Annotated in this window: 15 protein-coding genes and 2 pseudogenes; 14 read left to right on the plus strand and 3 right to left on the minus strand. The window is 34.1% G+C overall.

What is annotated here, in order from left to right; all coding sequences use genetic code 11:
* Position 1: 1 nt before the first annotated feature.
* The 8 genes and pseudogenes from DKK79_RS03560 to DKK79_RS03590 all read left to right on the plus strand — a co-directional run bounded on the left by DKK79_RS03560 (position 2) and on the right by DKK79_RS03590 (position 12,630).
* Positions 2–1,603 (plus strand): bifunctional aspartate transaminase/aspartate 4-decarboxylase, encoded by a 1,602-nt coding sequence (locus tag DKK79_RS03560; RefSeq protein ID WP_110422868.1) that lies wholly within the window; start codon positions 2–4, stop codon positions 1,601–1,603.
* 223 nt (positions 1,604–1,826) lie between these two features.
* On the plus strand, positions 1,827–3,845 hold the full coding sequence (locus tag DKK79_RS03565; protein WP_110422869.1) for a TonB-dependent receptor: 2,019 nt from the start codon (positions 1,827–1,829) through the stop codon (positions 3,843–3,845).
* Positions 3,846–4,030: 185 nt separating this feature from the next.
* A complete protein-coding gene (locus DKK79_RS03570) occupies positions 4,031–5,245 on the plus strand; it encodes an MFS transporter (RefSeq protein ID WP_110422870.1) in 1,215 nt (404 codons plus the stop codon).
* A gap of 77 nt (positions 5,246–5,322) precedes the next feature.
* Positions 5,323–5,448, plus strand: a pseudogene (locus DKK79_RS14435) (Fe3+-hydroxamate ABC transporter ATP-binding protein FhuC); the annotation flags it as partial.
* A gap of 383 nt (positions 5,449–5,831) precedes the next feature.
* Positions 5,832–7,187, plus strand: a complete 1,356-nt coding sequence (locus tag DKK79_RS03575) for an SWIM zinc finger family protein (RefSeq protein ID WP_110422871.1) — start codon at positions 5,832–5,834, stop codon at positions 7,185–7,187.
* On the plus strand, positions 7,177–10,500 hold the full coding sequence (locus DKK79_RS03580) for a FimB/Mfa2 family fimbrial subunit (RefSeq protein ID WP_110422872.1): 3,324 nt from the start codon (positions 7,177–7,179) through the stop codon (positions 10,498–10,500). The genes DKK79_RS03575 and DKK79_RS03580 overlap by 11 nt, the downstream gene beginning before the upstream one ends.
* A gap of 692 nt (positions 10,501–11,192) precedes the next feature.
* Positions 11,193–11,654 (plus strand): annotated as a pseudogene (locus DKK79_RS14830) (phage tail protein); the annotation flags it as partial.
* Positions 11,655–12,228: 574 nt separating this feature from the next.
* On the plus strand, positions 12,229–12,630 hold the full coding sequence (locus DKK79_RS03590) for a tail fiber assembly protein (protein WP_110422874.1): 402 nt from the start codon (positions 12,229–12,231) through the stop codon (positions 12,628–12,630).
* Here DKK79_RS03590 and DKK79_RS03595 read toward each other — a convergent pair.
* The 3 genes from DKK79_RS03595 to DKK79_RS03605 form a co-directional block, all read right to left on the minus strand.
* A complete protein-coding gene (locus tag DKK79_RS03595; protein WP_110422875.1) occupies positions 12,627–13,019 on the minus strand; it encodes a tail fiber assembly protein in 393 nt (130 codons plus the stop codon). The genes DKK79_RS03590 and DKK79_RS03595 overlap by 4 nt on opposite strands.
* A 2-nt stretch (positions 13,020–13,021) precedes the next feature.
* Positions 13,022–13,342 (minus strand): gp53-like domain-containing protein, encoded by a 321-nt coding sequence (locus DKK79_RS03600; RefSeq protein WP_110422876.1) that lies wholly within the window; start codon positions 13,340–13,342, stop codon positions 13,022–13,024.
* A 70-nt stretch (positions 13,343–13,412) separates the two neighbouring features.
* The gene (locus tag DKK79_RS03605) at positions 13,413–14,306 is read right to left on the minus strand and encodes a tyrosine-type recombinase/integrase (RefSeq protein ID WP_110422877.1); all 894 of its coding nucleotides are present in this window, start codon (positions 14,304–14,306) and stop codon (positions 13,413–13,415) included.
* 548 nt (positions 14,307–14,854) lie between these two features.
* On the opposite strand from DKK79_RS03605, the gene DKK79_RS03610 reads away from it, so the two are divergent.
* The 6 genes from DKK79_RS03610 to DKK79_RS03635 all read left to right on the plus strand — a co-directional run bounded on the left by DKK79_RS03610 (position 14,855) and on the right by DKK79_RS03635 (position 24,263).
* Positions 14,855–17,008, plus strand: coding sequence for a type VI secretion system Vgr family protein (locus DKK79_RS03610; RefSeq protein WP_110422878.1), 2,154 nt, complete (start codon positions 14,855–14,857; stop codon positions 17,006–17,008).
* Positions 16,965–17,717: a DUF2345 domain-containing protein gene (locus DKK79_RS03615; RefSeq protein WP_146211978.1), complete on the plus strand. Its 753-nt coding sequence runs from the start codon at positions 16,965–16,967 to the stop codon at positions 17,715–17,717. Before DKK79_RS03610 ends, DKK79_RS03615 begins: the two co-directional genes overlap by 44 nt.
* A 3-nt stretch (positions 17,718–17,720) precedes the next feature.
* Complete coding sequence (locus tag DKK79_RS03620) at positions 17,721–18,683, plus strand: DUF4123 domain-containing protein (RefSeq protein ID WP_110422880.1); 963 nt, start codon at positions 17,721–17,723, stop codon at positions 18,681–18,683.
* Positions 18,670–22,071 carry a T6SS effector BTH_I2691 family protein gene (locus DKK79_RS03625; RefSeq protein WP_110422881.1) on the plus strand — a complete coding sequence of 1,134 codons (3,402 nt, stop codon included), beginning with the start codon at positions 18,670–18,672 and terminating at the stop codon, positions 22,069–22,071. Before DKK79_RS03620 ends, DKK79_RS03625 begins: the two co-directional genes overlap by 14 nt.
* Entirely contained in the window at positions 22,040–23,098 is a 1,059-nt protein-coding gene (locus DKK79_RS03630) for a putative type VI secretion system effector (protein ID WP_146211979.1), read from the plus strand. The genes DKK79_RS03625 and DKK79_RS03630 overlap by 32 nt, the downstream gene beginning before the upstream one ends.
* A gap of 253 nt (positions 23,099–23,351) precedes the next feature.
* Positions 23,352–24,263 (plus strand): putative type VI secretion system effector, encoded by a 912-nt coding sequence (locus tag DKK79_RS03635; protein WP_110422883.1) that lies wholly within the window; start codon positions 23,352–23,354, stop codon positions 24,261–24,263.
* Positions 24,264–24,446 lie beyond the last annotated feature (183 nt).

The following is a 24,446-nucleotide window of genomic DNA, read 5'->3' on the forward strand; positions in this document are numbered from 1 at the left end:
TATGAAAAGTAATAATGAATATGCGAAATACGCGAATTTAAGTCCTTTTGAATTGAAAGATAATTTAATTAAACTAGCACAAAGCCATACTGATCGTGTGATGTTAAATGCGGGGCGTGGTAATCCTAACTTTTTGGCAACTTGGCCACGACAAGCGTTTTTTCAACTAGGTGTGTTTGCGCTACAAGAATCTGAAATGTCTTTTTCATATATGAATGAAGGTGTCGGAGGCATGCCAATTAAAGTTGGTTTAACTGGGCGTTTTGAACATTTTGTTCGTCAAAATTATCAAACACCTGGTGTGTCATTTTTAGGTAAAGCATTTTCTTATATTCGCGATCAGCTAGGCTTAGATGAAAACGCATTTTTACAAGAGATGGTTGAAGGTATTTTAGGCTGTAATTACCCTGTACCCGACAGAATGCTGCGTTTTAGTGAAGAGGTAGTTAAAGCATATGTCCTCACTCAAATGGGGGCACAATATCTAAGACGTTATGATCTGGATCTGTTTGCCGTTGAAGGCGGTACAGCGGCAATGGCCTATATTTTCAATTCTATGAAAGAAAATAACCTAATCCAAAAAGGCGACAAAATTGCCATTGGCGCACCTATTTTTACACCCTATTTAGAAATTCCAGAACTTAATGATTATCAATTGGTGGAAGTACTAGTTAATTCCGATCCTGATGCCAATTGGCAATATCCAGAAGCGGAATTGCGCAAATTAGAAGATCCTGCTATTAAAGCTTTCTATTTAGTTAACCCATCTAACCCACCATCAGTAAAAATTGATGATAAAAGCTTGCAGATTATTGCTGATATTGTGAAAAAACGTCCTGATTTAATTATTTTAACCGATGATGTTTATGGCACATTTGCTGATAATTTCCAATCCTTGTTCGCTATTTGTCCAAAAAATACCATTTTAGTTTATTCATTTTCTAAATACTTTGGGGCAACCGGTTGGCGTTTAGGGGTGATTGCCACAGCTCGTGATAATATATTCGATAAAAAAATTAAGGCATTACCAAGCAAAACGAGACAGGTTTTAGATAAACGCTATAGCTCTATTGTAACTGATCCAGAAAATCTAAAATTTATTGATCGTTTAGTGGCGGATAGTCGTGCAGTGGCGTTAAATCATACTGCTGGGCTTTCAACTCCACAACAAGTACAAATGGTATTATTTGCCTTGTGTGAGATGATGGATACCGATCAAAGTTATAAAGCAGCATTAAAATCATTGATCCGTCGTCGAGCGGCTTCGTTATATCAACATTTAGGACTTGCGCATCATACTGATGAAAACAGTGTCGATTACTATACCTTAATTGACCTAGAACATATTTGTCGTGAGCTTTATGATGACAAATTTGCTAAATGGATCTTAAAAAATAAAAATCCATCTGAGATGTTATTTAGAATTGCCGATGAGGCAGGAGTTGTTTTATTACCTGGTAAAGGATTTGCTGTACAGCATCCTTCGGCTCGAGCTTCATTAGCCAATTTAAATGAATATCAATATGCAGCGATTGGCTTATCAATGCGTAAACTTGCTCAAGAGTATTATGCTGAGTATCAAGGAAAAGCGAAGAAAAAATAGTTAATCACTTAAATTTATTCATCTATCTACATATCAAACCCTAGTTTAACTAGGGTTTTTTATTTTATAAATCATTCTTCTTGATAAAAAATTTTAGTTATTCATTTTGAATAAAAACAAGTTAATTTAATAATATTGATTTTTTTTAAACAGTAAATTGACAGCTTATTTTTTAATCTATATGATCGCAAATGAAAATCATTATCAATTAAAGTGTGTTCGGATGGAAAATTTAACTGTAAAATTTAGTCTATTTAGTTTATGCCTTATGAGCTGTTATAGTTCTATTGTGCTAGCTGAAAGTAATATTAAAGATATCAAGGAAGATATTGAAAAAGATAAATTGGACACCATCACTGTTACTGGTGAAGGGGTACATCGCAGCGAGTTACAAACCAGTTCAAGTTTAAGTGTTATAACTAATAAAGATATCGAAAGACGTCCCGATCTTTACTCTTTAACAACTGTACTTAAACAAACTTCCAATATTCTAGAAACTGGATTGGGTAATCAATTACCCTCAATTCGAGGGGTTGAGGGGTCATCAGCTCATGGCGCAATATCTTTTTTAGCAGGTGCTCGTCCTAGAGTTAATGTGCAAGTTGATGGTGATAATTCTAACTATAATGAATTGGCCTTTGAAACTAAATCGCTATGGGATATTAAGCAAGTCGAAGTTTATCGTGGCCCCCAAAGTTATGCTCAAGGACGTAATTCTATTGCTGGAGCTATTGTTATGCAAAGTAATGATCCTATCAATAAATTTGAAGCAGCAGCAAAAACGGATTACGGTAATCAAAATAGACGTCAATTAGCCGCAATGCTATCTGGTCCATTAGTTGATGAACAATTACTCTTTCGTTTTACGGTGGATGATCAAGGTCGTAAATCCTATGAACATTTAGCCAATTATCATCCTGCCGGTGACTCAAGAAAGTTTAAATCCACTACAACTAAGGCTAAATTACTTTGGTTACCTTCAGCTGTGCCGGATTTTTATAGCCGTTTAACCTTTAAACATGTTGATTCACGAAATCCTCAAGGAGAGTTTAAACCAACAACAGATTATGATACCTATCGCTCTGTATTCAAAATTCGTACTTCCAGCACAATTTGGGATGTAGGTTATCAATTTAATGATACATGGGAATTTGAAAATAAAGTTATTTATTCAAATTATATTCATGACCGTTTTTCTCTGCCTTCTGGCGCACCATCTCGTGTTGAGGGGCATAAATGGCAAGTTCAGCCGATTTTAAAATACAACGATGGTACATACCAAGGTTTATTTGGTCTATTTTATTTTCAGTCACCACAAGATGACAGTATTTTATTAGGCGTTCGCAACCGTTATCATGATGTTACCAAGACTAAAGCGGTTTTAGGGGAGTTTACCTTTAAACCAATTGATGTTATCGAAGTTAATCTATCAGCTCGTTATGAGCAAGAAAAACATACCCGTAAAGGTGGTAGCTTATTTACTTTAGATTATGATAACAAAACAAATGTTTTCTTACCGAAATTTGATGTTGCTTATCTAATCAGTGATGATCAGCGTATTGGTGCTAAAATTGCTCGTGGTTATAATCCAGGAGGGGCTGGAATTACATTTACCTATCCTTTTTCAACATACAATTATGGTACTGAATATCTTTGGAACTATGAACTTTATCACCGCTGGCTTTCAGACGATAAACGCTTAAAAATCAATACCAATATTTTCTATAACGACTATAAAGATATGCAAATTGAGTATTCTCATCCACTAGGAATAACTATTGCTAATGCCGATAAAGCGATAACTTATGGTGCTGAATTTAATGTTGAGTGGCAAGCAACACAAAATTTAAATTTAAACTCCGGTTTGGGCTTACTTAAAACCAAAATAGAAAAATATAGCGACAGTAAAAGTTATAACGGCAATAAGCTAACGCGTGCTCCTGGTTATACATTTAATTTAGGTGGGTACTATAACCTACCATATGGGTTGGAAACCGGATTAAATGCATCGTTTGTGGATAGTTACTTTACTGATGCATCAAATAATAGAGCATCTAAAATCGATAGTTATTACCAAGCAAATGCTTACATAGCTTATAACTTCAAACAAGGTCGAATCATGCTTTATGCTGATAATGTTTTCAATTCTCATGACAAAATTAGCCTGATGTCTTCATCTTCACGTTACAGTACTTATCAGCAACCACGGCAAGTCGGTATTTCTGCACAAATAAACTATTGATAAATCAGTTAAATATTATATGTATAAAGGATTTAAATCTGTGTTAGTTTTATAAAATTGATTGTTTTAAATTCACACAATTATGAATGGTAATGGGTTATTAAAATATATTTGTGCTATTAAAAAATGATATTAATGAATATGTTATGACTATAAAGTAGATGCTGTAAAAGGAAAATTAGTAAATGATTGACAAAGCAACAATTAAATTACCTAAAAATGTATGGTTATTATTTGTAAGTCTTTATATTACAGAATATGTTGGTATTGGCTTTTTGACTATCGCTTTAGCTTTAATTTTAAGAAAAGATGGCATGGAGTTAAACCAATTAAGTCTTATTCCTTTAATGATGTTACCAATCGGGTTAAAAATTTTATGGGCACCGGTTATTGATAAATATTTAAAACGGCGAATATCTCATTATCGCAATTGGTTATTTATCTCTTTAACGCTAATGTTAGTATGCTTAATATTTATAGCTTGTTTAGATCCTATCCAACAGTTTTATATTATTTTACCCATCATCTTTATTTTTTCGACCATGACTGCAACTCAAGAATTAGCCATATCAGGGTTAGCTTGTAATATTTTTTTAGCCGAGCAGCGTTATCTTATTTCCAGTATCAAGACTAGTGGTTCTATGATAGGTAATATTTTAGGTGGTGGAGTAATTTTATTACTCTATGCCTATATTGGATGGATGGGTTGTTTATTATTAATTGCTATTTTAATTGGATTTACATTAATTCAACTTTGCTTTTTTGCAGAGTACCGTTACTGCCAAAATCAGCCTATTGTCGAAAACAATGATCCTCAATATTGGAAAAATCTGATTACTATCTGGAAAGGTAAAATTAATTGGTTAATTATTCTGATACTTATGCCGTTTAGTTTCCTACCGGCTTATAATCTATTATCACCAATACTTGTCGATGATGGTTGGGCATTATCAGATATTGCTATTTTATTAAAAGTATTTGGATCCATTGTTAGCTTAGTGGCGGTTATATTAGTTGCAAAAATCCTCAAGCGATTATCTAGGAAACAAAGTTTAACCTATTCATTACTCTTTCATGCTTTTTGTTTACTTGCATTCATCCCGATCTCGTTAGGTTATGTCAATATTTTCAATGTCTATTTAGCCTGTTTTCTTTATTTTCTTAGTTTACCTTTAATGTCTATCGCCATTACCGCCATCATAATGGATAATTCAGATAGCTCACAGGCACGTTCTACTGCTTGTAACGCTCAATCGGCACCAAGTTTTATATGTGGATTTATCGTAATATCACTAAGTTATTATCTGGCACAACAATTTGGTTACTTCCCTGTCGTAATCGGCTCAATAGTACTCGCATTTTTAAATGCATTCTATGCAAACCGAACAATGGAAAAATAGGATCAGAATAGGTAGATAGGATAACTTTAAAGCGTAATTGGAAGGATAATTAATTAGTATTGCTTATTGCTCAAGATATTGAACACCAAATTCAAGATCCTCTTGTTGTTAATCATGTAACGACTCAATTTGAACGAGGGTTTGTCTATGGTGGTCATAACTGCTCAGGCAAATCGACATTTATTAAATTATTAGCAAAGCAAATTGCCTGAATATCTGGTGTTATCACATTAAATGAGAAAAATAGATTTAGTTTATTAAATAATTATTAAATTTTTATAATTATATTGCCATTTTAATAACTCAACTAAATAATAGACTGTTTATTGTATTTCAATTTGGTTATTGTAGAAATGTTTGGTGCTCAATATTGCCAACAAAATGGACAGATAAAAATTAAAAACAGATATTTTTCATAAAAAACCTAATATAAATAATCTTCTAATAAATAAATGCTAAAAGCAATGTTTCCCTTTAAAAAATCTCACTTTTTGGGTGGTTTTTGATAAACTAATTATCAATAAACTATATAATCGTAACAGATATAATATGTAGTATTTGTTTTAATTTTTAATTAGGAAAAACCGTGCGAGCTTTTTTTCAGCAATCAAATTTTACTGATGGAGCACTAGCTTTAGCGCTTTCGCCTGCTTTGACGCCAACAGGTATTGTTCATCATCCGGTATTTTTTTCTGGTTTTTCGCTTTACCCTCAAATTATTGCAAGAGGCTTGCTTGTATTAGCAGACATTACTTCTACGAACTATTTCCAGTATAAGCCTGAGTTTCAAAAAGATCCGGTACTTTCAGCGCAAGGTGATCGTGTAAGAGCAGAGTGTTTTTCTGCCTGTAATGGGGTATATGCACGTTTAGATTTATTAAGAGAAGGCCTTGATGGAGAGATTTATCGAGGTACTACTAATGTTGATATTGGTATTGGTTTAAGACAAGCGCTTGCTAAGGTTAATAGTAAAGACAGACTTCATTTAAATATAGGTGATCAAGGGTTAGCAACACGGCATATAGAGGATAAAGGCAATCATCTCAATGGGTTAGATAAAATCATTTTACAACGGCCTGTTCAAATGCCTAATCGGTGGATAAGAGCTTTAGGCAATATCGCTGAAATTCATAAAAACATGAAGCCAGTTTTCACAATAAAAGGACCTCAAGCACAAATGTTTGTGAGTACTCTACCTAATGTAACGAGTAAAAATCAATCTGGTTGGCTTGTATTATCGCGTTCAGGTATTAAATTAATGTCTAGAAGCGATACGCATAGTGTTTATATATCTGGCTTGCATCGTCTCAATGCACTTAAGCGACTAATAACTAATATTAAAAGTTTAACCTTTTACTGTTTGCAAAATAACGAGCAGGGGCCATGCATGATTGAAGTAAGCCTTTTGGGTGCTCGTTTAACACTCAGCTTAACAGCTGAAACATGGCAAGGATATTCTGGTGAAGGAGCATTGTTAACCTCTTTAGTTTCATCAGTAGAACAAGAAGATTCAAAAATAGTGAATGATCTTTTACAGTTTGATGCGCTTATTAATAAAGAACAATTGTCAAATATTTCAGCATTAGAGGATTATCGCATTGAGCGCGCACTTGCTTATCTTGCCGTTTCTGGGAAACTTGGGTTTGATGCATACGAAGGTTCTTATTTTCATCGCGAATTACCAGAAGATCCGAACCGAGTTTTAAAAGATAATCCACGTCTTATTGGTGCGCATAAATTAGTTGATCGGATCGAAAAAATTGATGAGATGACATGGATGGTCAATTCTACAGATGATTGTTATCGAGTGTCTATTCCTACAAATCAACTGAATTGCAATCCACAATGTACATGTACTTGGTATCTTAAAAATCAACAGAAAAAAGGCCCTTGTAAGCATGTTTTAGCTGTACAAATCAAGGAAGGTATTTATGAACTCTAAGCTTGAAGAAGCCGTTGCTACTTTTAACTCTTTGGGATGGGAAAAAGTAACTATAGATACCATATTACAGCAACCACTAGGAACAAAAGAACAACAAAAAATAGCGCTGAATGGTCTAAAAAATGGAGACTGGGAGCGTCTTATTAAAAGAGAGGCAAACAGCGATTATAGCAATGAAGGATATATTGAATGCAATCTCAAACATATCACATTGTATGCTATTAGGATTGGCGTTTCTATCACCCGTGCTCTAGAGTTTGCTTATTTTGCTGATAGGCCCTTATTACTGCCTATTATTAAGGATAAAGGTGAAAAATATGCGACTAACTTTATCAGCAAAGCTTGCGTATCCAGAAGAAGAGTATTTGAACACTCTTCAAGTGTATTTGGTGATATTGCCGTTCAACTTGTTGATCAGTTAAATTTAGCTATTCCTGAAAGCTACGAATATATGAAAGATTGGGCTGTTTATGCTGCTTTGTCTATGGGATTACCTGCTGAAGACTATTCTAGAGCAGTATCGACTCAAGAGTTACCAACACAAGAACAAATAAAACGCAGATTTTCTGAGCATATTAAAATAGGGATTGCCGTCAATGTACCTGCAACTGGACCATTCTTTTCTGTATTTATCGAAGGTGTTAAACAAGGTTGGCTCTCAAAACACGACGCAATAGAGTTTATCTTTTTTGCGTTAGATATTGCCAGTCGACCTGGGGATAGAAAGGTTTGGGTTAGTGCAATAGAGGGGTTAGGGATAAGTACTACAACGTTATGTGAAAGAACAGCTGTTTTGATTCCTTTACTTGCCAAAGGTGAATCAGATGTAATTGCAAAAATTGCGCCTATATTGATAAAGAATGTTGATGATGAACTTTTAAATGAGGTAATGATAGCTTCATTCTCAGCAAAGGTTAAATCAACAAAACAGTTAGTTTTAAAAACAGCAATGACAAGAAAAGCCGCTAGTGATGCAGCGCAACTCACACCATGGCTGGCGATATGGTGTGACGATAAAGATAAATCTATTGCAAAGCTAGCTCGTCAATTGGCTAACCATTGGCAACTCAATTATGCACAAAATGAAGAAAGTCATACACAGGACATTAAACATCTTTGGCAAAAAACACCCTCTTTATGGACATGCCCTCAATTTGATTGGGAAGAAGTTACACCTCAAGCACTAACAGAGCTTGCCAGTGAACTGATTAATCGAAGAGAGTTCATTTGTGATACTGTTGCTGAAAGATTTTTAGCTGTTGCAAATAAGATCGCTTATAACGATCCTCAATCGGCTAGAACAAGTTTGACGGGGGTGAAACCAACATCTGTTGATGTACTACTTAATTTGATTGCTTGTTGGGTGAAAGGAATCGAACCTGAAGGCTATTGGGGAGCAGATCAGAAAGATATGGTACATGAAGTATTGCATGCTCGTAATTATGTAGTGTGCAAAAATTTAGATCAATTGCCTTGTATTTTATCAACTCCTAGTAAGAGTGATCTTTCAATTACAATAGATGATCTTTGTAAGCGACTAGAAAAATATCAGAAAAATAAAATTTATGCACTTGAAGCAGATATATTTTTAGCTTTAACTCGTTTGGATACCAAAACACAAAGTAGTAAAAATTTAAACTTATTAAAAACGTTAAAGGTTGATGTCATTTTACAATCAGGTAAAAAAATACCTGTTAACGCTGGTGACATGGTTTTAGCTTATCTTGATTGCCCTGTAAAAGAAGTTTTATTAGATTATAATGAGGAATATTTTTGGGATATAAAAATTCCAACCACTCCATCATTACAATACTTTCCTAAAAGGTTTGATTCTTTAGGTGATTTGACTACTAATGCATTTTCTGTGTTTCCGCTCTGGGGTGATGCAGCTATACGACTGAGTGTTTCCTCATTCAATGAAATGGAGCATGGAAAAGGACTCATTTTTAGGCAAATTGCTAAGAGACAAATACCGTTAACTGCTGGTGTTGCAATGAATATTCTCGCTGCACAGCGTTCAGCATCACCCCGTGCTATAGCTGACATAGCCTTAGCCGTGAATGAGGCATGGGAAAGAGGCTTACTTATACCAGGAATTGCTGATGTTTTCTTGCTAGATTGGGCAAATAGAACCCCTTCTAAATTAGTGAGCTTAGTTGAAACATTGTCAAATATTGCACATCAAGGACTTTTATCAGTTGTATGGCCAATTTTAGATGAATTAATTTTAGCCTCTTTAAAAGCACCAAGATTGCTAACAGGAACTGATCAAATTGTAGATGCTATGGCAGAATTTTTACCCGAAGTTCAGTTTGCAGTTACCAATGGACTCGCGTCACCAAACCAACTGGATCTTTTAGGTTTGAGAGCTTTAGCTGAAAAAACAGGTAGTTCACGGGCAATCAGTGTAGCAAAATATATTATTACCCAATTACCAGACATTAAGTCTGTTAAATCAAAAAAATCTCATGAAGTTAATATAACTGATTTTGATAAAATTTGGCCTAAAAAAGAAAGAAACATTCCGATACTTGATGATGGCGCTATTATCTCAATTGATTTATTTGAGCAAAGCAAATCTAATTCCGCGTTCATTTTTACATTGAAACTACCAGATATTAATGACCGTGTTTTTCATATAGTAAAAACAAATTGGTTTTTTGATTTAGAAATAGAAGGGCAATGTCAAGCATATCCGGCTCCCATGGGACACCCTAAATTTACAACAGATAGCCAAGAAAGTGTTTATTTGCATTGGGATAATGATAAAAAAGCCTTACTGGTGAGCAAATATCGAAATTGGTTAAAAAATGAAGATGGCCCATTGTCTAGTACAGAAATACCAGCATTATCGAATACTTTATTAATAATTGTTATTGGACTTCTCGCTCAAGATGGCGAGGGTGCCTATTTTGCGGAAAATTATGTTTTATCGAATCGCATTGATGAAGAAACTGTTCGTAGAGCAATTTTACTATTTTTAAAAAATCCCATTGTAAGTCCTGCAAAACTTATTAGGTCATTAGAAAAAGAAATTAAATTTTTACCGCTACTTTGGCCTATTTTAATTGAATGTGTTCGTTTTGTTGGTAATCTCGTTAGCCGAGGGGAAAAAATACCAGTCTGGACAAATCGTATTTTAGATATATCGTTACAGTATTGCGCTTATTTGAAAGAAGCTGCATTGCATGGTTACATAACAAACAAAGATGCTAAATGGGAAGGTCTGCACGAAATAGCTTCATCAAAATTAAAGTCAACAGCAGTTGTGAAAGCAAAACAGTTGCAAGAAGATTTAAATATTAACCTTTAATCAAAGACTGTTACAGTACTATTAAATCTATATTTATTTTGTTATTTCTAGTGCATCATGAACTTTAATGCCTAAATAGGATAGTATATTTGTAGAAGTATGCCTATTTAGGTAATTTTGTTTCTACTCAGAATTTGCCTTAAGCACAGCTAACCCCTTTATCCATAGTCACCCAAACGAAAGCGGTTTATCAATACCCAAATATTAATGTAATGGTATACACTCCTCAATTATTTTTACAAGTAAATGGTGACGTGATACTACAGAGAAGAAGAGTAAATAACATTACAATGAAAATGAATTAAGAGTTGATCATAAATTCGCTTTTCATGGTTATGATATTATATAAAGCCACAACATCTGATTTAAATGTCAATGGAATTGGTCAAATTGATGTTTATACGCTAAAACCATAACTAAAAAACAAAAAATTTGCTAATTTCTCGGAAGTGTTTTCATATCTTATATTCCTAACGAGTTGTTTCCTTAGCAGTTTGTAATAATTTTGGTTACAAATCTATTCGTTAACTCATTTTTTTTAATTGTGTCATTATTTTTAGCAAGCCATTTTATGAAATGCAGATCCAATACATTTTGATAGTGTATTCATAAATTGGATATTCGAAACAAACACAATCAGCTCATTCGATCGCCTCATTAGCGATTCGATTTTTTATTTAAAGGATGAAAATATGAGTCAAAAATTTTATACGTTAATTACTCAACAAGGAGCGGCTTTACTGGCAAATGCTACTGCTTTAGGTGTGCCACTCAAATTAACTAAGATGGCCGTTGGGGATGGAAATGGTAGTGCGACTACACCAAATGCCAATCAAACTAGCCTTATTCATGAAGTGTATCAAGCACCACTTAATTCATTAACCACTGATGAAAAAAATCCTAATCAAATTATTGCGGAATTAGTTATTCCGGAAAATCAGGGGGGATGGTTTATTCATGAAATCGGTTTATACGATGAGAGTAATACTTTAATTGCTGTTGGTAATTGTCCGGCAACTTATAAACCACAACTCTCTGAAGGCAGTGGTCGAACTCAGGTTATTCGAATGATTATCATCGTTGATAATGTAGATTGTGTAGCGTTAAAAATAGATCCATCTGTGGTACTCGCTACTCGTAAATATGTCGATGATTTATTATCAACCACGATGCAAAATCACAAGGTGAATACTCAGCAAGAACTACAAAAAGAGTTCAACAAATTAGTACCGAAAATAACCCAAATTAATGGTTATGAATTGAAATCAAATGTCACATTAACGGCTAATGATATTAACGCGCTGCCAGCGATAAAAAAAATACAGGCAGAGGCACCTACTTATGAGGTAGGTGCTCAAGTGAATTTTGGAAATATTAAAATTCAAGGGAATCCTGTTGCACGTTTTATGATTTCTAAGGGAGCAAATGCTCATGGTTGGTTTGAAATATACAATGATGGTTTTAAACGGGTTGGAAACAAATGGCCAGCAAACAACCCCTTATTTTCAGCAACTCCTAAAAGTTGCGTAATCATTCCGTTTCCAATTGCGTTTACTGAAAATATCATCTCAGTGCAAGCATCGATTGAAACAACGACCGAGGCAGTAGAAATAATTAACTATGTCGTTTACGATTTAACTAAAATTGGATTAACTGCAGCATCGATTGGATATGAATTGACAGCAATGAGCAGTTTTGCATGTTCATACACAGCAGAAGGATACTAGTATGCGATATTTTAATAAAAACTCATTAACTGAGGTTATAAAAGGGGTTCATGATATAGATAATAATGTGATTGAATTACCTGATGAACATTGGTTTTTTACAACTGAAATTCCTCGGGGCAAACAGTTAATTATTAAAAATGGTCAATTAATGTTGGTTGATGTAGTTGAATTAATGACTGACGACGATAAAATTGAAATCAATACGGTAAAACAACAACAATTATTAAATATTGCAAATGAGCAAATAATCATTTTAGAGCGAGCCATAAAATATAATCGTGCGGAGGATGCAGACAAACTTCTACTTGAACAACTTGAACTATTTACAATCGATGTATCGCAAGCCGATTTGTCTGCTCCTGACTTAATATTTCCTGAACTACCTAAAAAAGCCCTTTAGGGCTTTTCAGGAATAACAACATCGGGGTTACTTAAATCGAGTTCATATAAATCAATTGAGTAATTTTCTAATAACTCTAATCTTTTTTTGTCTGCGTCAGTCGCTCGACGTAGACGAACTGATCTATTTAATATATCAATTTCTGCATTTACAACATTTAATAATTGTTGCTGTTTTGATGTATTGATCATTATTATTTCATCTGCGGTCAAAACAGATTCGACGGCAAATGGATAACCGTTTGCATCAGATTTAATTACAAATCCTTGAGATTGTTTTTCTAACAACTCAAAATGATATTTACTACTAATTTTAATAGAATCTGATGAAACTTCATTGATATTTGAATCATAAAAACAATTATTTTTTGAATTATAATAAATAGACATAATTAATAACCTATTGATAACCAATTTATTGCGACTACTCGCTCTGAAATTACTACACCAGAAACTGAATACGGAGACAAATGTATCTGAGTCTTTAGATTAGCTATTTTAGCTGTGTCAACTGATACAAATGATCCTCCAACATCGTTCGATGTAGCAAAAGAACACAAATAATTATTGGGGAATGAAATCGGATATGTAAAATAACGCGGACCGTATGCCACACTACTACCCCATTGGACAATTAAAAACTTAATTGTTCCTTCAATAGATAACGGTATTTGAGCATATCCATTCTGAGATAAAAATCCTTTTCCTAACATGTTTTGCTTTTTAAATGTTGGTAAAACATAAAAATTAACCTCTTTTAGGAAATTTAGGACGTTACCTACCTCATAAGTAGGTGGATTTACTCACCTTCAATTTTTTATATTCTCTACCTCGATTATCATTATATTTATCAGTCATTTGTTGAGATTTATGACCGAGCAAGGTCATTGTATCTATGTTTTGCTCTCGATACAGACGCTCGGCCAATGATCTAATTTCATGAAAAGTGGTAGGTGTACCAGTCCAATAACTTCTTTTGAACGTTCTATCACGTAATTGCGCAAATTGTTTGGTTATACTTTCTAATTTAATCGGTTTATTATTAATAGAAATTAAATAATCATTTTTTGAGGAATCGATAATATCCCGTAATGACATGCCAATTTTTTTGCACTCTAATTTAACAGGTAATGCTATTTTGGCGCCAGTTTTGTATTGGTCAATTAATAAGTGGTTTCGTTTTACATTCGATTTTTTCATTACAGCTATATCAGAACGGCGTTGCCCCGTAACTAAAGCTAGCATCATTGCTTTATGCATAACCTTGTTATCTGTTTTTTCTGCCTCATTTAATATTTTTTTAAACTCATTTAAGGTCATACGCGATCGTTTCACCACGACTTTTGGGCATTTTATTGGGTCGACAGGATTTTTATCATTCCAACCTTGGGCGTAGGCTTCCCTAAACACATCCGTTAAAAGATGATACATATTCTTAGCAGAAGGAGCCTTGTCCTGGTCTGTATAGATTTTAATAATTTTCGCTATGTCGGCAGGTGTTATTACTTTTACTAATTGCTCGCCAATTTCTCGACGAATAACTTTAATAAGGTAAGCTTTTATTTCTCTGGTTTTCGGTTTCAACTTACGCTCAGCTAAGATTTTGACATATTCTTCTAACCATAGATTAACGGTTTTTAATTTGTTTGATTGAAATAATTTAGATAAGAAAAACATAGTACCCACTTAAAAAGTGGACATTTTGCACTAAAACAAAGAAAATCTGTTATTAATTTCAAATGCGCAATGTTTTATTGCCTCATTGAAAACCATAAAATCAGCAATTTCATCCATTTTATATTAGGTTGTTAGAACACATAGTTATGCTCGTTGCGATTGTTGATTATGTAGCGTTCGTCTGTAACTATTCGCTAAAATACTCAAAAAAATCTAAACCAGCAAAATTTTGTTAATTCTTGCTTGATCATGTTTAGATGACAATTTTTCATATCATTTTATTTATTAACAATGTCAGTAAGTTAACTATCTAATTAAAATTTAAATAAAGGTAAAGAATATTGCAAAATACGAAGATTAGTGTATTTTATATTCATATTTAGATTGTTTTTTAATATAAATTCATTAAATCGTTTTACTTATAACAATAACTACCAAAATAATTAAATTGTTAACGGAGGGTTGCACTAAATAATTATTAATCACCATAAATAGGTCAATAAAACATTGTTGTATTTGCTATATACCTAAAATATATCGAGGATAACATGGATAGAAAATTAACTAATTTAATGGAGTTGTTGGACAAAGGTTTAAATCGTGGCTTAAAGCACAGTGTAGTTGGTGGAGCAGGTCACAATCGTTATACGTTAAATATTGATGGTTTATCGGCTGAGGTTTCAGTCTTGCAGGTTGAGGGTAATGAGCAACTTAACCAGCCTTGGCATTATACCATTACCTTCACTAGCTCGAATAAACATCTGTCTGTTGCGTCATTTCTTAATCAAAATGCCCATTTGATTTTTAACCCAGCTAGCCTTAGCAATTTAAGTGGTTTGGACAATAAAGGACTTAAGGCGCTTAACTCTCTCACTTCCGCTAATCCTTTAGATGCACTAAAACCGCCTGAGTCATTAAAGCAGCTAGATAAATTTAAGCAATCCAATCCTCTCGATTCACTTAACTCTTTAACCCAATTCAATCCACTCAATTTATTAAACTCACTATTCTCTCAAGGTGGCTCGCGCACTCTGTATGGTGTGATAACCCAGTTCAGTCAATTATCAGTCAGTAAAGATGAGGCGCGTTATCAAGTTGTTTTGTCCTCGCGATTGGCCAAACTGGCATTAAGTCATAACTGTGCCATTTTTCAACATCAAAGCGTTATTAGTGTGGTTGAAGAGGTATTGCGTAGTCATGGTTATACCGGGATTGATTATCGTTTAGCGCTTAAAGAGCAATATCCGGAGCGTGAGTTTATCACCCAGTGGCAGGAGAGTGACCTTGAGTTTATTCAAAGACTGCTTGCTGATGTGGGGGTCTATTTTCGCTTTGAAGCGCATGGCGAGCACCATTGTGATGTGATGGTTATCAGTGATTATGAACAAGGTTATCAGCAGGTGGCGGATATTGTCTGCAAACAACCGAGTGGCACACTGGATAACAGTGTTGAAAGTGTCTGGGATATGTCATTACACAGTCAAATGGTGGAAACTTCGGTAAAAGTGCAGGAGTATAACTACCGAGATGCGCAGGCGAATTTACTCGGTGAAGTCAACAGCCAACCGAAAGATAACACCACTTATGGCACTGATTATCGTTATGATGAGCACTACAAAGGGTTAAATAGCAGTGGTAACCGCAATAATAGCATTAATAGTGACCCGCTAAATAATGATGACGACGATGATAAAAACGGTGACGATATTGATACCGACGACAGTCAAGACATTCAAGACAGTAACGATAATAATAACGACAATAATAACGATAATATTGGTAATAACAGTCGCGATAATAGCCGTTCTATTAGCACTGGTTTTGTTAGTGCAAGTAATGCGGATAGTATAGGTAGCATAAGTAATATAGGTAATATAAATAATATAGGTAATATAAATAATATAGGTAATATAGGTAAGGCGGGTAAGAGCGTTGAAAGCGGTGAATGGTATGCCCGTATTCGTCATGAGCGAGCAATCAGCCGTCAAATTCTTATCCGAGGTAAAAGTAACCAAGCCAATTTAGCGCCGGGCCAACATATTCGCATCAAAGGCAGTGCGATTGCCGGAATCGATGAAGGGATAATGATATTGACGGTGCAAGGACAGGGAAACCGCAGTGATGCTTATGAACTGAGTTTTACCGCCATACCTTACCAGCCATTAAAACCTTACCGCCCAGAGCCAATTCCTTTCCCGATCATTGATGGCACCTTACCGGCACGAGTGACCAGTCCAGATAATGACACCTATGGTTATATTGATACCCAAGGGCGCTATCGAGTTAAATTTAACTTTGACTTAAAAGCGTGGCGAAACGGTGAAGAGAGTTTATGGTTAAGGCTGGCTAAACCGTATGCCGGTAGTACTTATGGTTTTCACTTTCCATTGATTGACGGTACCGAGGTAGCCGTTGCCTTTACTAATGGTAATCCGGACCGACCTTATATTGCGCATGCGATGCATGACAGTTGTCACCCTGACCATGTGACCACCAAAAACAAACATCGTAATGTGATTCGCACACCGGCGAATAATAAGTTACGGATGGATGATAAGCGCGGACAAGAGCACATCAAGTTAGCCACCGAATACGGTAAAACCCAACTTAACATCGGGCATTTAGTTGACCAAAACAAAGAGCAGCGTGGTGAAGGCTTTGAACTGCGCACCGATGAGTGGGGGGGCGATTGCTGCCAATAGAGGCTTATACCTGACCAGTCAGACCGCGCCTAAGGCACGGGGCAAACAGCTTGATATGCAAGCGGCCATTACTCAGCTTGAAAATGCGCTATCGATTGCCAAAGCTTTACAAAATGCCGCCAGCGAATCTGAAGCCCATGTTGCGGATACCGACAGTCAAGAACAACTTAAAGCGACATTAACCCAGTTAGCCCAAAGTGGCATTCTTGCTTATGCCCAAGAAGGCATCGCTTTAACCAGTCCGGAAAACATCCAACTATCAACCTCGAACAGTGTATCGGTGACCAGTGAAAACCAAACGGACATCAATGCATTAAAAAATATCACCGTCTCATCGGCTGAATCCATCGGTATATTTGCCCATAAATCAGGAATGAAAATCTTTGCCAATCAGGGTGATATTGAGGTACAGGCACAAAATGCCGACCTGAATATGGCTGCCAAGCAAGATATTCAAATAGACAGTGTTGATGGAGAAATGACGATTACCGCAAGTAAAGCGCTGACGTTAATCTGTGGCGGCTCATATATCAAAATCAGCAGTTCCGGGATTGAGCTGGGCACCGCCGATAATGTTTATATCAAGAGTAATGCTATGCAAAAAATGGGACCGGTAAGTCAAAAAATGAATCCTAAATTACCTACTGGTTGTGAAATATCTATACAAGAAGCAAGTAATTTACAAAAAGGTAACGTTACACTGGGATAAATAATGAATAGTAATAATCAAGTAATACCAATAGATAACGCTGAAAGAATTAAGGAAATTTTTCAGAAGATTATAGATTTATCATCACAAACGGATGGATATTTTTATCTTATTTATCAATCTAATAATAAAAAAACAAACTTTGAGGATAAAATCGCAAAAAAAGAGTTAGTACTATTTCAATATGTAAGTTACAACATTAAGCCTACACCTGGATTAATTAAACTTAATTTAGCTAAAGAAAAAGATCGAATTATATTACAACAAAGCATTGAGCAATTTTATTTGGAGGTAGCTCCTCAAAATACGTTATTTGCAAAACCTCGCTCTGTATATGGTTGGTTTTTTTCACCATTGAATATTGAAATGTTAGCCAGAAATATGGGTAGTGTGGCTATTCAACAGAATAATGAAAGCATTGAACTATTACGTTATTACGATCCGGCAGTACTACCTGTGTTATTGAATATTTTATCTGATGAGCAAACAAACATGTTAGTTAAATTCATCTATTTTTGGTTATATATAAATAGTGATAGACAATTAGTTATCGAAAAAAATACTAGACATATGAGCCGACATACAAATTTTAATTGTATTATTAGCGAACAGCAATGGAGACAAATTGGTTGGATTGAAAGTCGTAATCAAACACTTGCTCGTTACCATTTTTTTCATCCTCACTATACGATATCCGAAAATCAAGCAGATGCAATTATAATGAAAGCTTTTGAAAATGCTGAAAGAAGAGGATATAAAAGTAAAAATGACCTATCAGAATACGCTTATTACAGTTTAACTATCCATCCTGAATTTATCGACCATGATGTTATTTCTCAAGTTATTAAACAAAATAATAATTGCCCATTGGTTGCTCAGCTAAAAAATATTACCTCGTCACAATGGAATAAAATCAAAGATGATTTAAATATGAACAAAACAGGAGGAAAAAATGAGTCTGTGTGAAAAATGTCGTTCTTGTGGGTTACCAATCTATCCTGTTCGTTATGCTGTATCTCCAGCACAAATGCTTACTCATTTACCAAAATGGGCAGAAAAAAAAGAGCTCTTATCCTTAAATAAAGATAGTAAATATGTACTAAGAACGACTAGAAAAGGTTATCTTTATCTTTTTTGTCAATATGAAGATAATGCAATAGATTTAGACGTTTCGGTATATAAAGTAGATGAAAATGGTGGATTTTGGCAGATAGATATTAGCAAAGAGTTAGATTTATTACGATTCGGTGATGATATAAAAAGTGCAAATAATGAGCAACAGACCATCCCATTAGGTGATGTTGAAACAAGTTGCAGCAATAGTGCACATGAAGCAAGTAATATTGCATTTATTGTTCTGACCAAACCCGATAAATGTGATAAAGCATGGTTAGCTTATAGTGAACATAAATGGAGTCTAGATACTTTAAGAAAATATCTTAATGAAGAAGATAAACGTGATATTCGTATGCAGGTTATAAGACCAAAAGAGTGGATACAAAAACAAGAAAGCGCAAATGGTATCACCCCCATAACTAAAGAAGCGATAGCCAGTACAATAGAAAGTCAATATATTGATTATTTATTACAACCGAGTGATACATCTAACCAATTTTATGGTAAAAATCCTGAAACATTTCCTTATTTATATAATTATCGGGATAATAATTCTCCGATTTCAACAAGTCCAATTGCTGCAATTACTGAAAGTTCGGTATTCGAATATGATAAATCGTTGTTTAAAAGAAGAACAACTTTAACCCCATGGCTTAATTTATCATACTATTCTAAAGAATCCTCTCAGTTAACAGAAGGTTACTCAGCGTTTATATATCGTAAGATCCAATCAAAACAACGTAATAATACCAAAGCTCCGGCTATGATGGTAGCTTTGATGGATAGTATAGGAATTGTTGCTGAATTAAGTAATTGGGGAAATAGCGCACTTGCAGCATTTAAAAAAGTGATAACAGAAAGACAATGGGAAAACTTAACATGCAGTAGTATTGAATTTTTTGAACAATTTATTAAAAATGATGATTTAAACAATAACCAGCAAAATTTTAAAAAACATATTCGCCAACAAAATAAAGAATATCTTTCAGATGTCGAATATTATCGAAAGCCAATAGATCCTCCAAGCGCCTCTGGTCTACCGTCTTCTACAAGAAGAATACCAGGATGGTCTACAGCAGAGAAAGCAAAAGGCGAAAGAGTAATTAAAATTGTCAATCAGGCAAAAAATTTTACTGCATATGATTCAAATTTTTCCTATCACAACCCCTATACATCTGATTTAGATATTCATTTAAATTCATGTAAATGGAATGCTAAAGAATTGGTAAATTTTACGGAGCAAAATTACTTATTAAAAGAGTTAGGCGAGGATAGGTTTGCAAGTATTCTTAAAGATATATTTGCATTAAGTAATAGATCAGAAACAAGTAAAATTGAAAAATTAAACAATCAATGTAACTTAATTCGAAATGAGCTTGAAGTAAAAGCTAAAGATTATGAAGTAAATTGGCATAAACAAAACGGAACTGAAGCATCGGCTGAAAAGCGTTGGCGTAAGTATAAAAATAGGTTATTACACAGCGATGTTGGCTTATTTGCTTATGATAATTACAGAAAAAAATATAATCAATTTTTACAAGAAAGTGGCAGTTATGTTGAAAGACTAATTGAAGATTTAATTAAATGGATTGATTGCTTCAAACAAAAGGAAAAACACCCGCTATCATTGGCTGCCGATGATTTTGCACAAGACAGTGATGATTATCTTGCATTTGCCAACGATATTTTAATGACGTTAGGAACGCATGTTGATAATGATAGAGTTGTTAAATTATTTACCCAATTGATTACTGATCAAACCTTAGATGCCCATAATATAGTCTGGTCAGCTGTATTTGCCAAACGAAAATTAACTAAAGAGCAGCAACAAAAATATATCAATCTGATGCATGGTTTAGATAAAACAACACCAATGCAACGGGAAGATTATGGGCAATTATTAGATAAATTGTCAACAGTTTTAAGCTTTTCTGAAGAAGCTGAAGAATCGGAAGAATCGAAAATATTTGAAGCTTGGGTAGATACACTGATTAACTTCGATTTTAGCATTCTAAACAAAGAAGAAGAAACATCAAATTCACTTGAATTAGGCAAAAGATTAGCAACTATATTCGAAGGTCAACGTAATTTTTTATTAGATGGCAATTCAACCGATGCCCAAATTACCGCTATGTATATACAGCCTATTAAAGCCAATATACTTGCTACATCTGTGGTTTTTCTAAAATATCTGCAAGTCCAAGGCGGTAAAATTTCATCTGCTTTTGCTGAAGCTTTTTTTATTGCTATTAATCCATCCCCTCAGTTATCTAAATCGGCTTTAGAAAGAAAAATGCAAGCTTATTATGATTGGTCAAATCGCCTTAAAAAATCAGTAGCTAATAATTTTAATACAGCAGGCACAAAGTTGACTATTGCTTATCAAAACATCAATCAAAAAATGAACGGTATATTAAGTACCACCACCGCCGGCAAGGGCTTAATTGGTTTTATGGCGTTCTATCAGCTAAAAACTTTATATGAAATAATTTCAGATGATCGTTATAAAACCCAAGCACAACAATTTGAAGCGAATTATAAACTTATAATGGCGGCAACCGGAATAATCTCGTTAAGTTTTAAATTTGCTGTTGTTCATGGTCAAAATAATCAGCTAAATGATAAAACACTTAAGAATTTTGGCTTTTTTGGTAATATTTTTGGCTTTATTTCAGGTGTCACCCAAATTGCGATAAGTTGGAATGAGGATACATCAAATAAAACAAAAGCAGAAAAAGCCTTTTATTGGATGGGATTTATTTCAGCTATTGTTAGTACCGTTGATATATTCTTGCAATTAGGGAAGAGAAGTTTACTGCAAATTACTGATACCTGTCTTAAATTAATAACTCAAGCTGTTGCTAAAAAAGCTATTTTAGGAGGACTAGTATTCATTGCTGGTAGAGGTGTAATGCTATTATTTATATTCGCACTAAATCCATGGATAAATTTAGGACTATTTATCTGCCAAGCGATATATGAATTGAATAAACCTGATGAGATAGAAGAGTGGTTAGAGCGTTGCCGTTTTGGTGAATTTCAAGGTGGTTTACATGAAAAAAGATCTTCTCGTTATGAATCTCAGCAACAAGAAGTCGAAGCATTTAAAGCGATTTTAATGAAATACGAAAAAGAGTGGGAAGAAGCTCAACAAGAGCGACAAAAAAGAGAGTTGGAAGAAAATCATCAACAAGTATTTACTCCTAGTGAATTGGCAACCATTTTCACTTATCCTTAAGAGAGACAATAAACAGAGATTGAAAAAAATAGACCAGTATACACTTCTGGCGAATGGCAAACCTTTTTCAATTATATTTTTTGATTTAATCAAATTAGATAAGAGGCCTATTATGCCCTACGCAAAATATGATGGAACCGATATTATTTATAATAATAAAGAAGAGTTATTAAAGAAAACGGGGGTCAGTATTACTGATCCCATCTTACCGCCTAAAAATTTAGTAAAAATAACGGGTACGCTTACAGAGTTTAAAGGAATATTTTGTTATGCACCTTTGGGTGATGATGCTTATATGAGCAAAGAAGAGAGGAAAAAACTGAATGCTAAAATACGAAGTAGAGCGGCGCTTGCAACATTAACTGGGAATAACAGTGCCGGTTTAGCGGCATTAGGGCATAAGGATGATAGTATACATGTAAGTAATTATTTTCCAGCACAATATTTTACAGCTAAACTAAATAATACAATTAAGTTAAAAGGTTGGCTGGGTTATTTTAAATTTAATGACGGTGATTTGGTTGAAGTTATAGCCGAAAAGCATACTGATCACTATGAAGTGTATGCTATGCTTAAACCGAGTGAGCAAATTATTTCGCTTATTCCCCTTTGTTTTGCTGGGCGTAAACACGCTTTAAAACGTTATCATATCCCAATAATTTTATTTTATTTATTATTTACAGCAGGTTTAGTGTATCTATCAAGTGATTTTACGTTGGATAATCTAATACCAGCTTATATTGGAATTGGTGCATTTTATATACCAACAATTTTCATTTTATATTATAAAATGATAACTACCAATATTAAATTGGCAGAACGAATTTTTTCCGTATTGGGTTGGCAAGATGTTACTAACATTGATTTAATTGATATAAGTAAAAAGCAGGTGCGGAAATTAATTGCCCAAGGTAAATATTCATTAGAATGGAATGATAATGTTGATCGTTTTATAAGACCTTATAAAGGAGGAGATGGTTGGTATTTTTTCTATTATGATCCAGAAATGTTTTGTAAAAAAAAATAATCGGAATTTATTAGCTAAATCAGATTATATTACGCTGATTGATACCGAAATGGATGATAATTTTGAAGATAAACGCCAAGAGTAACTATCAATTTTCCGTACAAAAAGACATTTTCGAGAGCCGATTAGAGTGGTGCGTTGTCGATGAAAAAACCAGAAAATACGTTGATTATGGTAACTGATCTTAAATGAATACCGATTATCGAATGCGAAAGCAAAAAAACAGTAATAATAAAAATTAAAAAGGCCAATTATGCCCTACGCAAAATATGATGGAACCGATATTATTTATAATAATAAAGAAGAGTTATTAAAAAAAACAGGGGTGAGTATTACTGATCCCATTTTACCCCCTAAAAATTTAGTAAAAATAACGGGTACACTTACAGAGTTTAAAGGAATATTCTGTTATGCGCCGGTGGGTGATGATGCTTATATGAGTAAAGAAGAGAGGAAAAAACGGAGTGCTAAAATACGAAGTGGAGCGGCGCTTGCAACATTAACTGGAAATAATAGTGCTGGTTTAGCGGCATTAGGGCATGATGATAGTATACATGTAAGTAATTATTTTCCAGCACAATATTTTACAGCTAAATTAAATAATACAATTAAGTTAAAAGGTTGGCTGGGTTATTTTAAATTTAATGACGGTGATTTGGTTGAAGTTGTGGCTGAAAAGCATACTGACCATTATGAAGTGTATGCTATGCTTAAACCGAGTGAGCAAATTATTTCGCTTATTCCCCATTGTTTTGCTGGACGTAAACACGCTTTAAAACGTTATCATATCCCAGTAATTTTATTTTATTTATTGTTTACAGCAGGTTTAGTCTATCTATCAAGTGATTTTACTTTGGATAATCTAATTCCTGCTTATATTGGAATTGGTGCATTTTATATACCAACAATTTTAATTTTAAATAAAAAAGAGATAAATACATATGTTAAATTGGCAGAACGAATTTTTTCGGTATTGGGTTGGCAAGATGTTGCTAATATTGATTTAGTTGATATAAGTAAAAAACAGGTGCGGAAATTAATTGCCCAAGGTAAATATTCATTAGAATGGAATAATAATGTTGATCGTTTTATAAGACCTTATAAAGGAGGAGATGGCTGGAGTTTTTTCTATTATGATCCAAAAATGTTTTGTAAAAAAAAATAATCAGAATTTAGTAGCTAAACCAGATTATATTACGCTGATTGATACCGAAATGGATAATAATTTTGAAGATAAACGCAAAAGGGTGACTATTCATTTTCCGTACAAAAAGACATTTTCGAGAGCCGATTAGAGTGGTGGGTTCGCGATGAAAAAACCAGAAAATATATTGATTATGGTAACTGA

The sequence above is a fragment of the Gilliamella apicola genome (assembly GCF_003202915.1).
GTDB lineage: Bacteria > Pseudomonadota > Gammaproteobacteria > Enterobacterales > Orbaceae > Gilliamella > Gilliamella apicola_Q.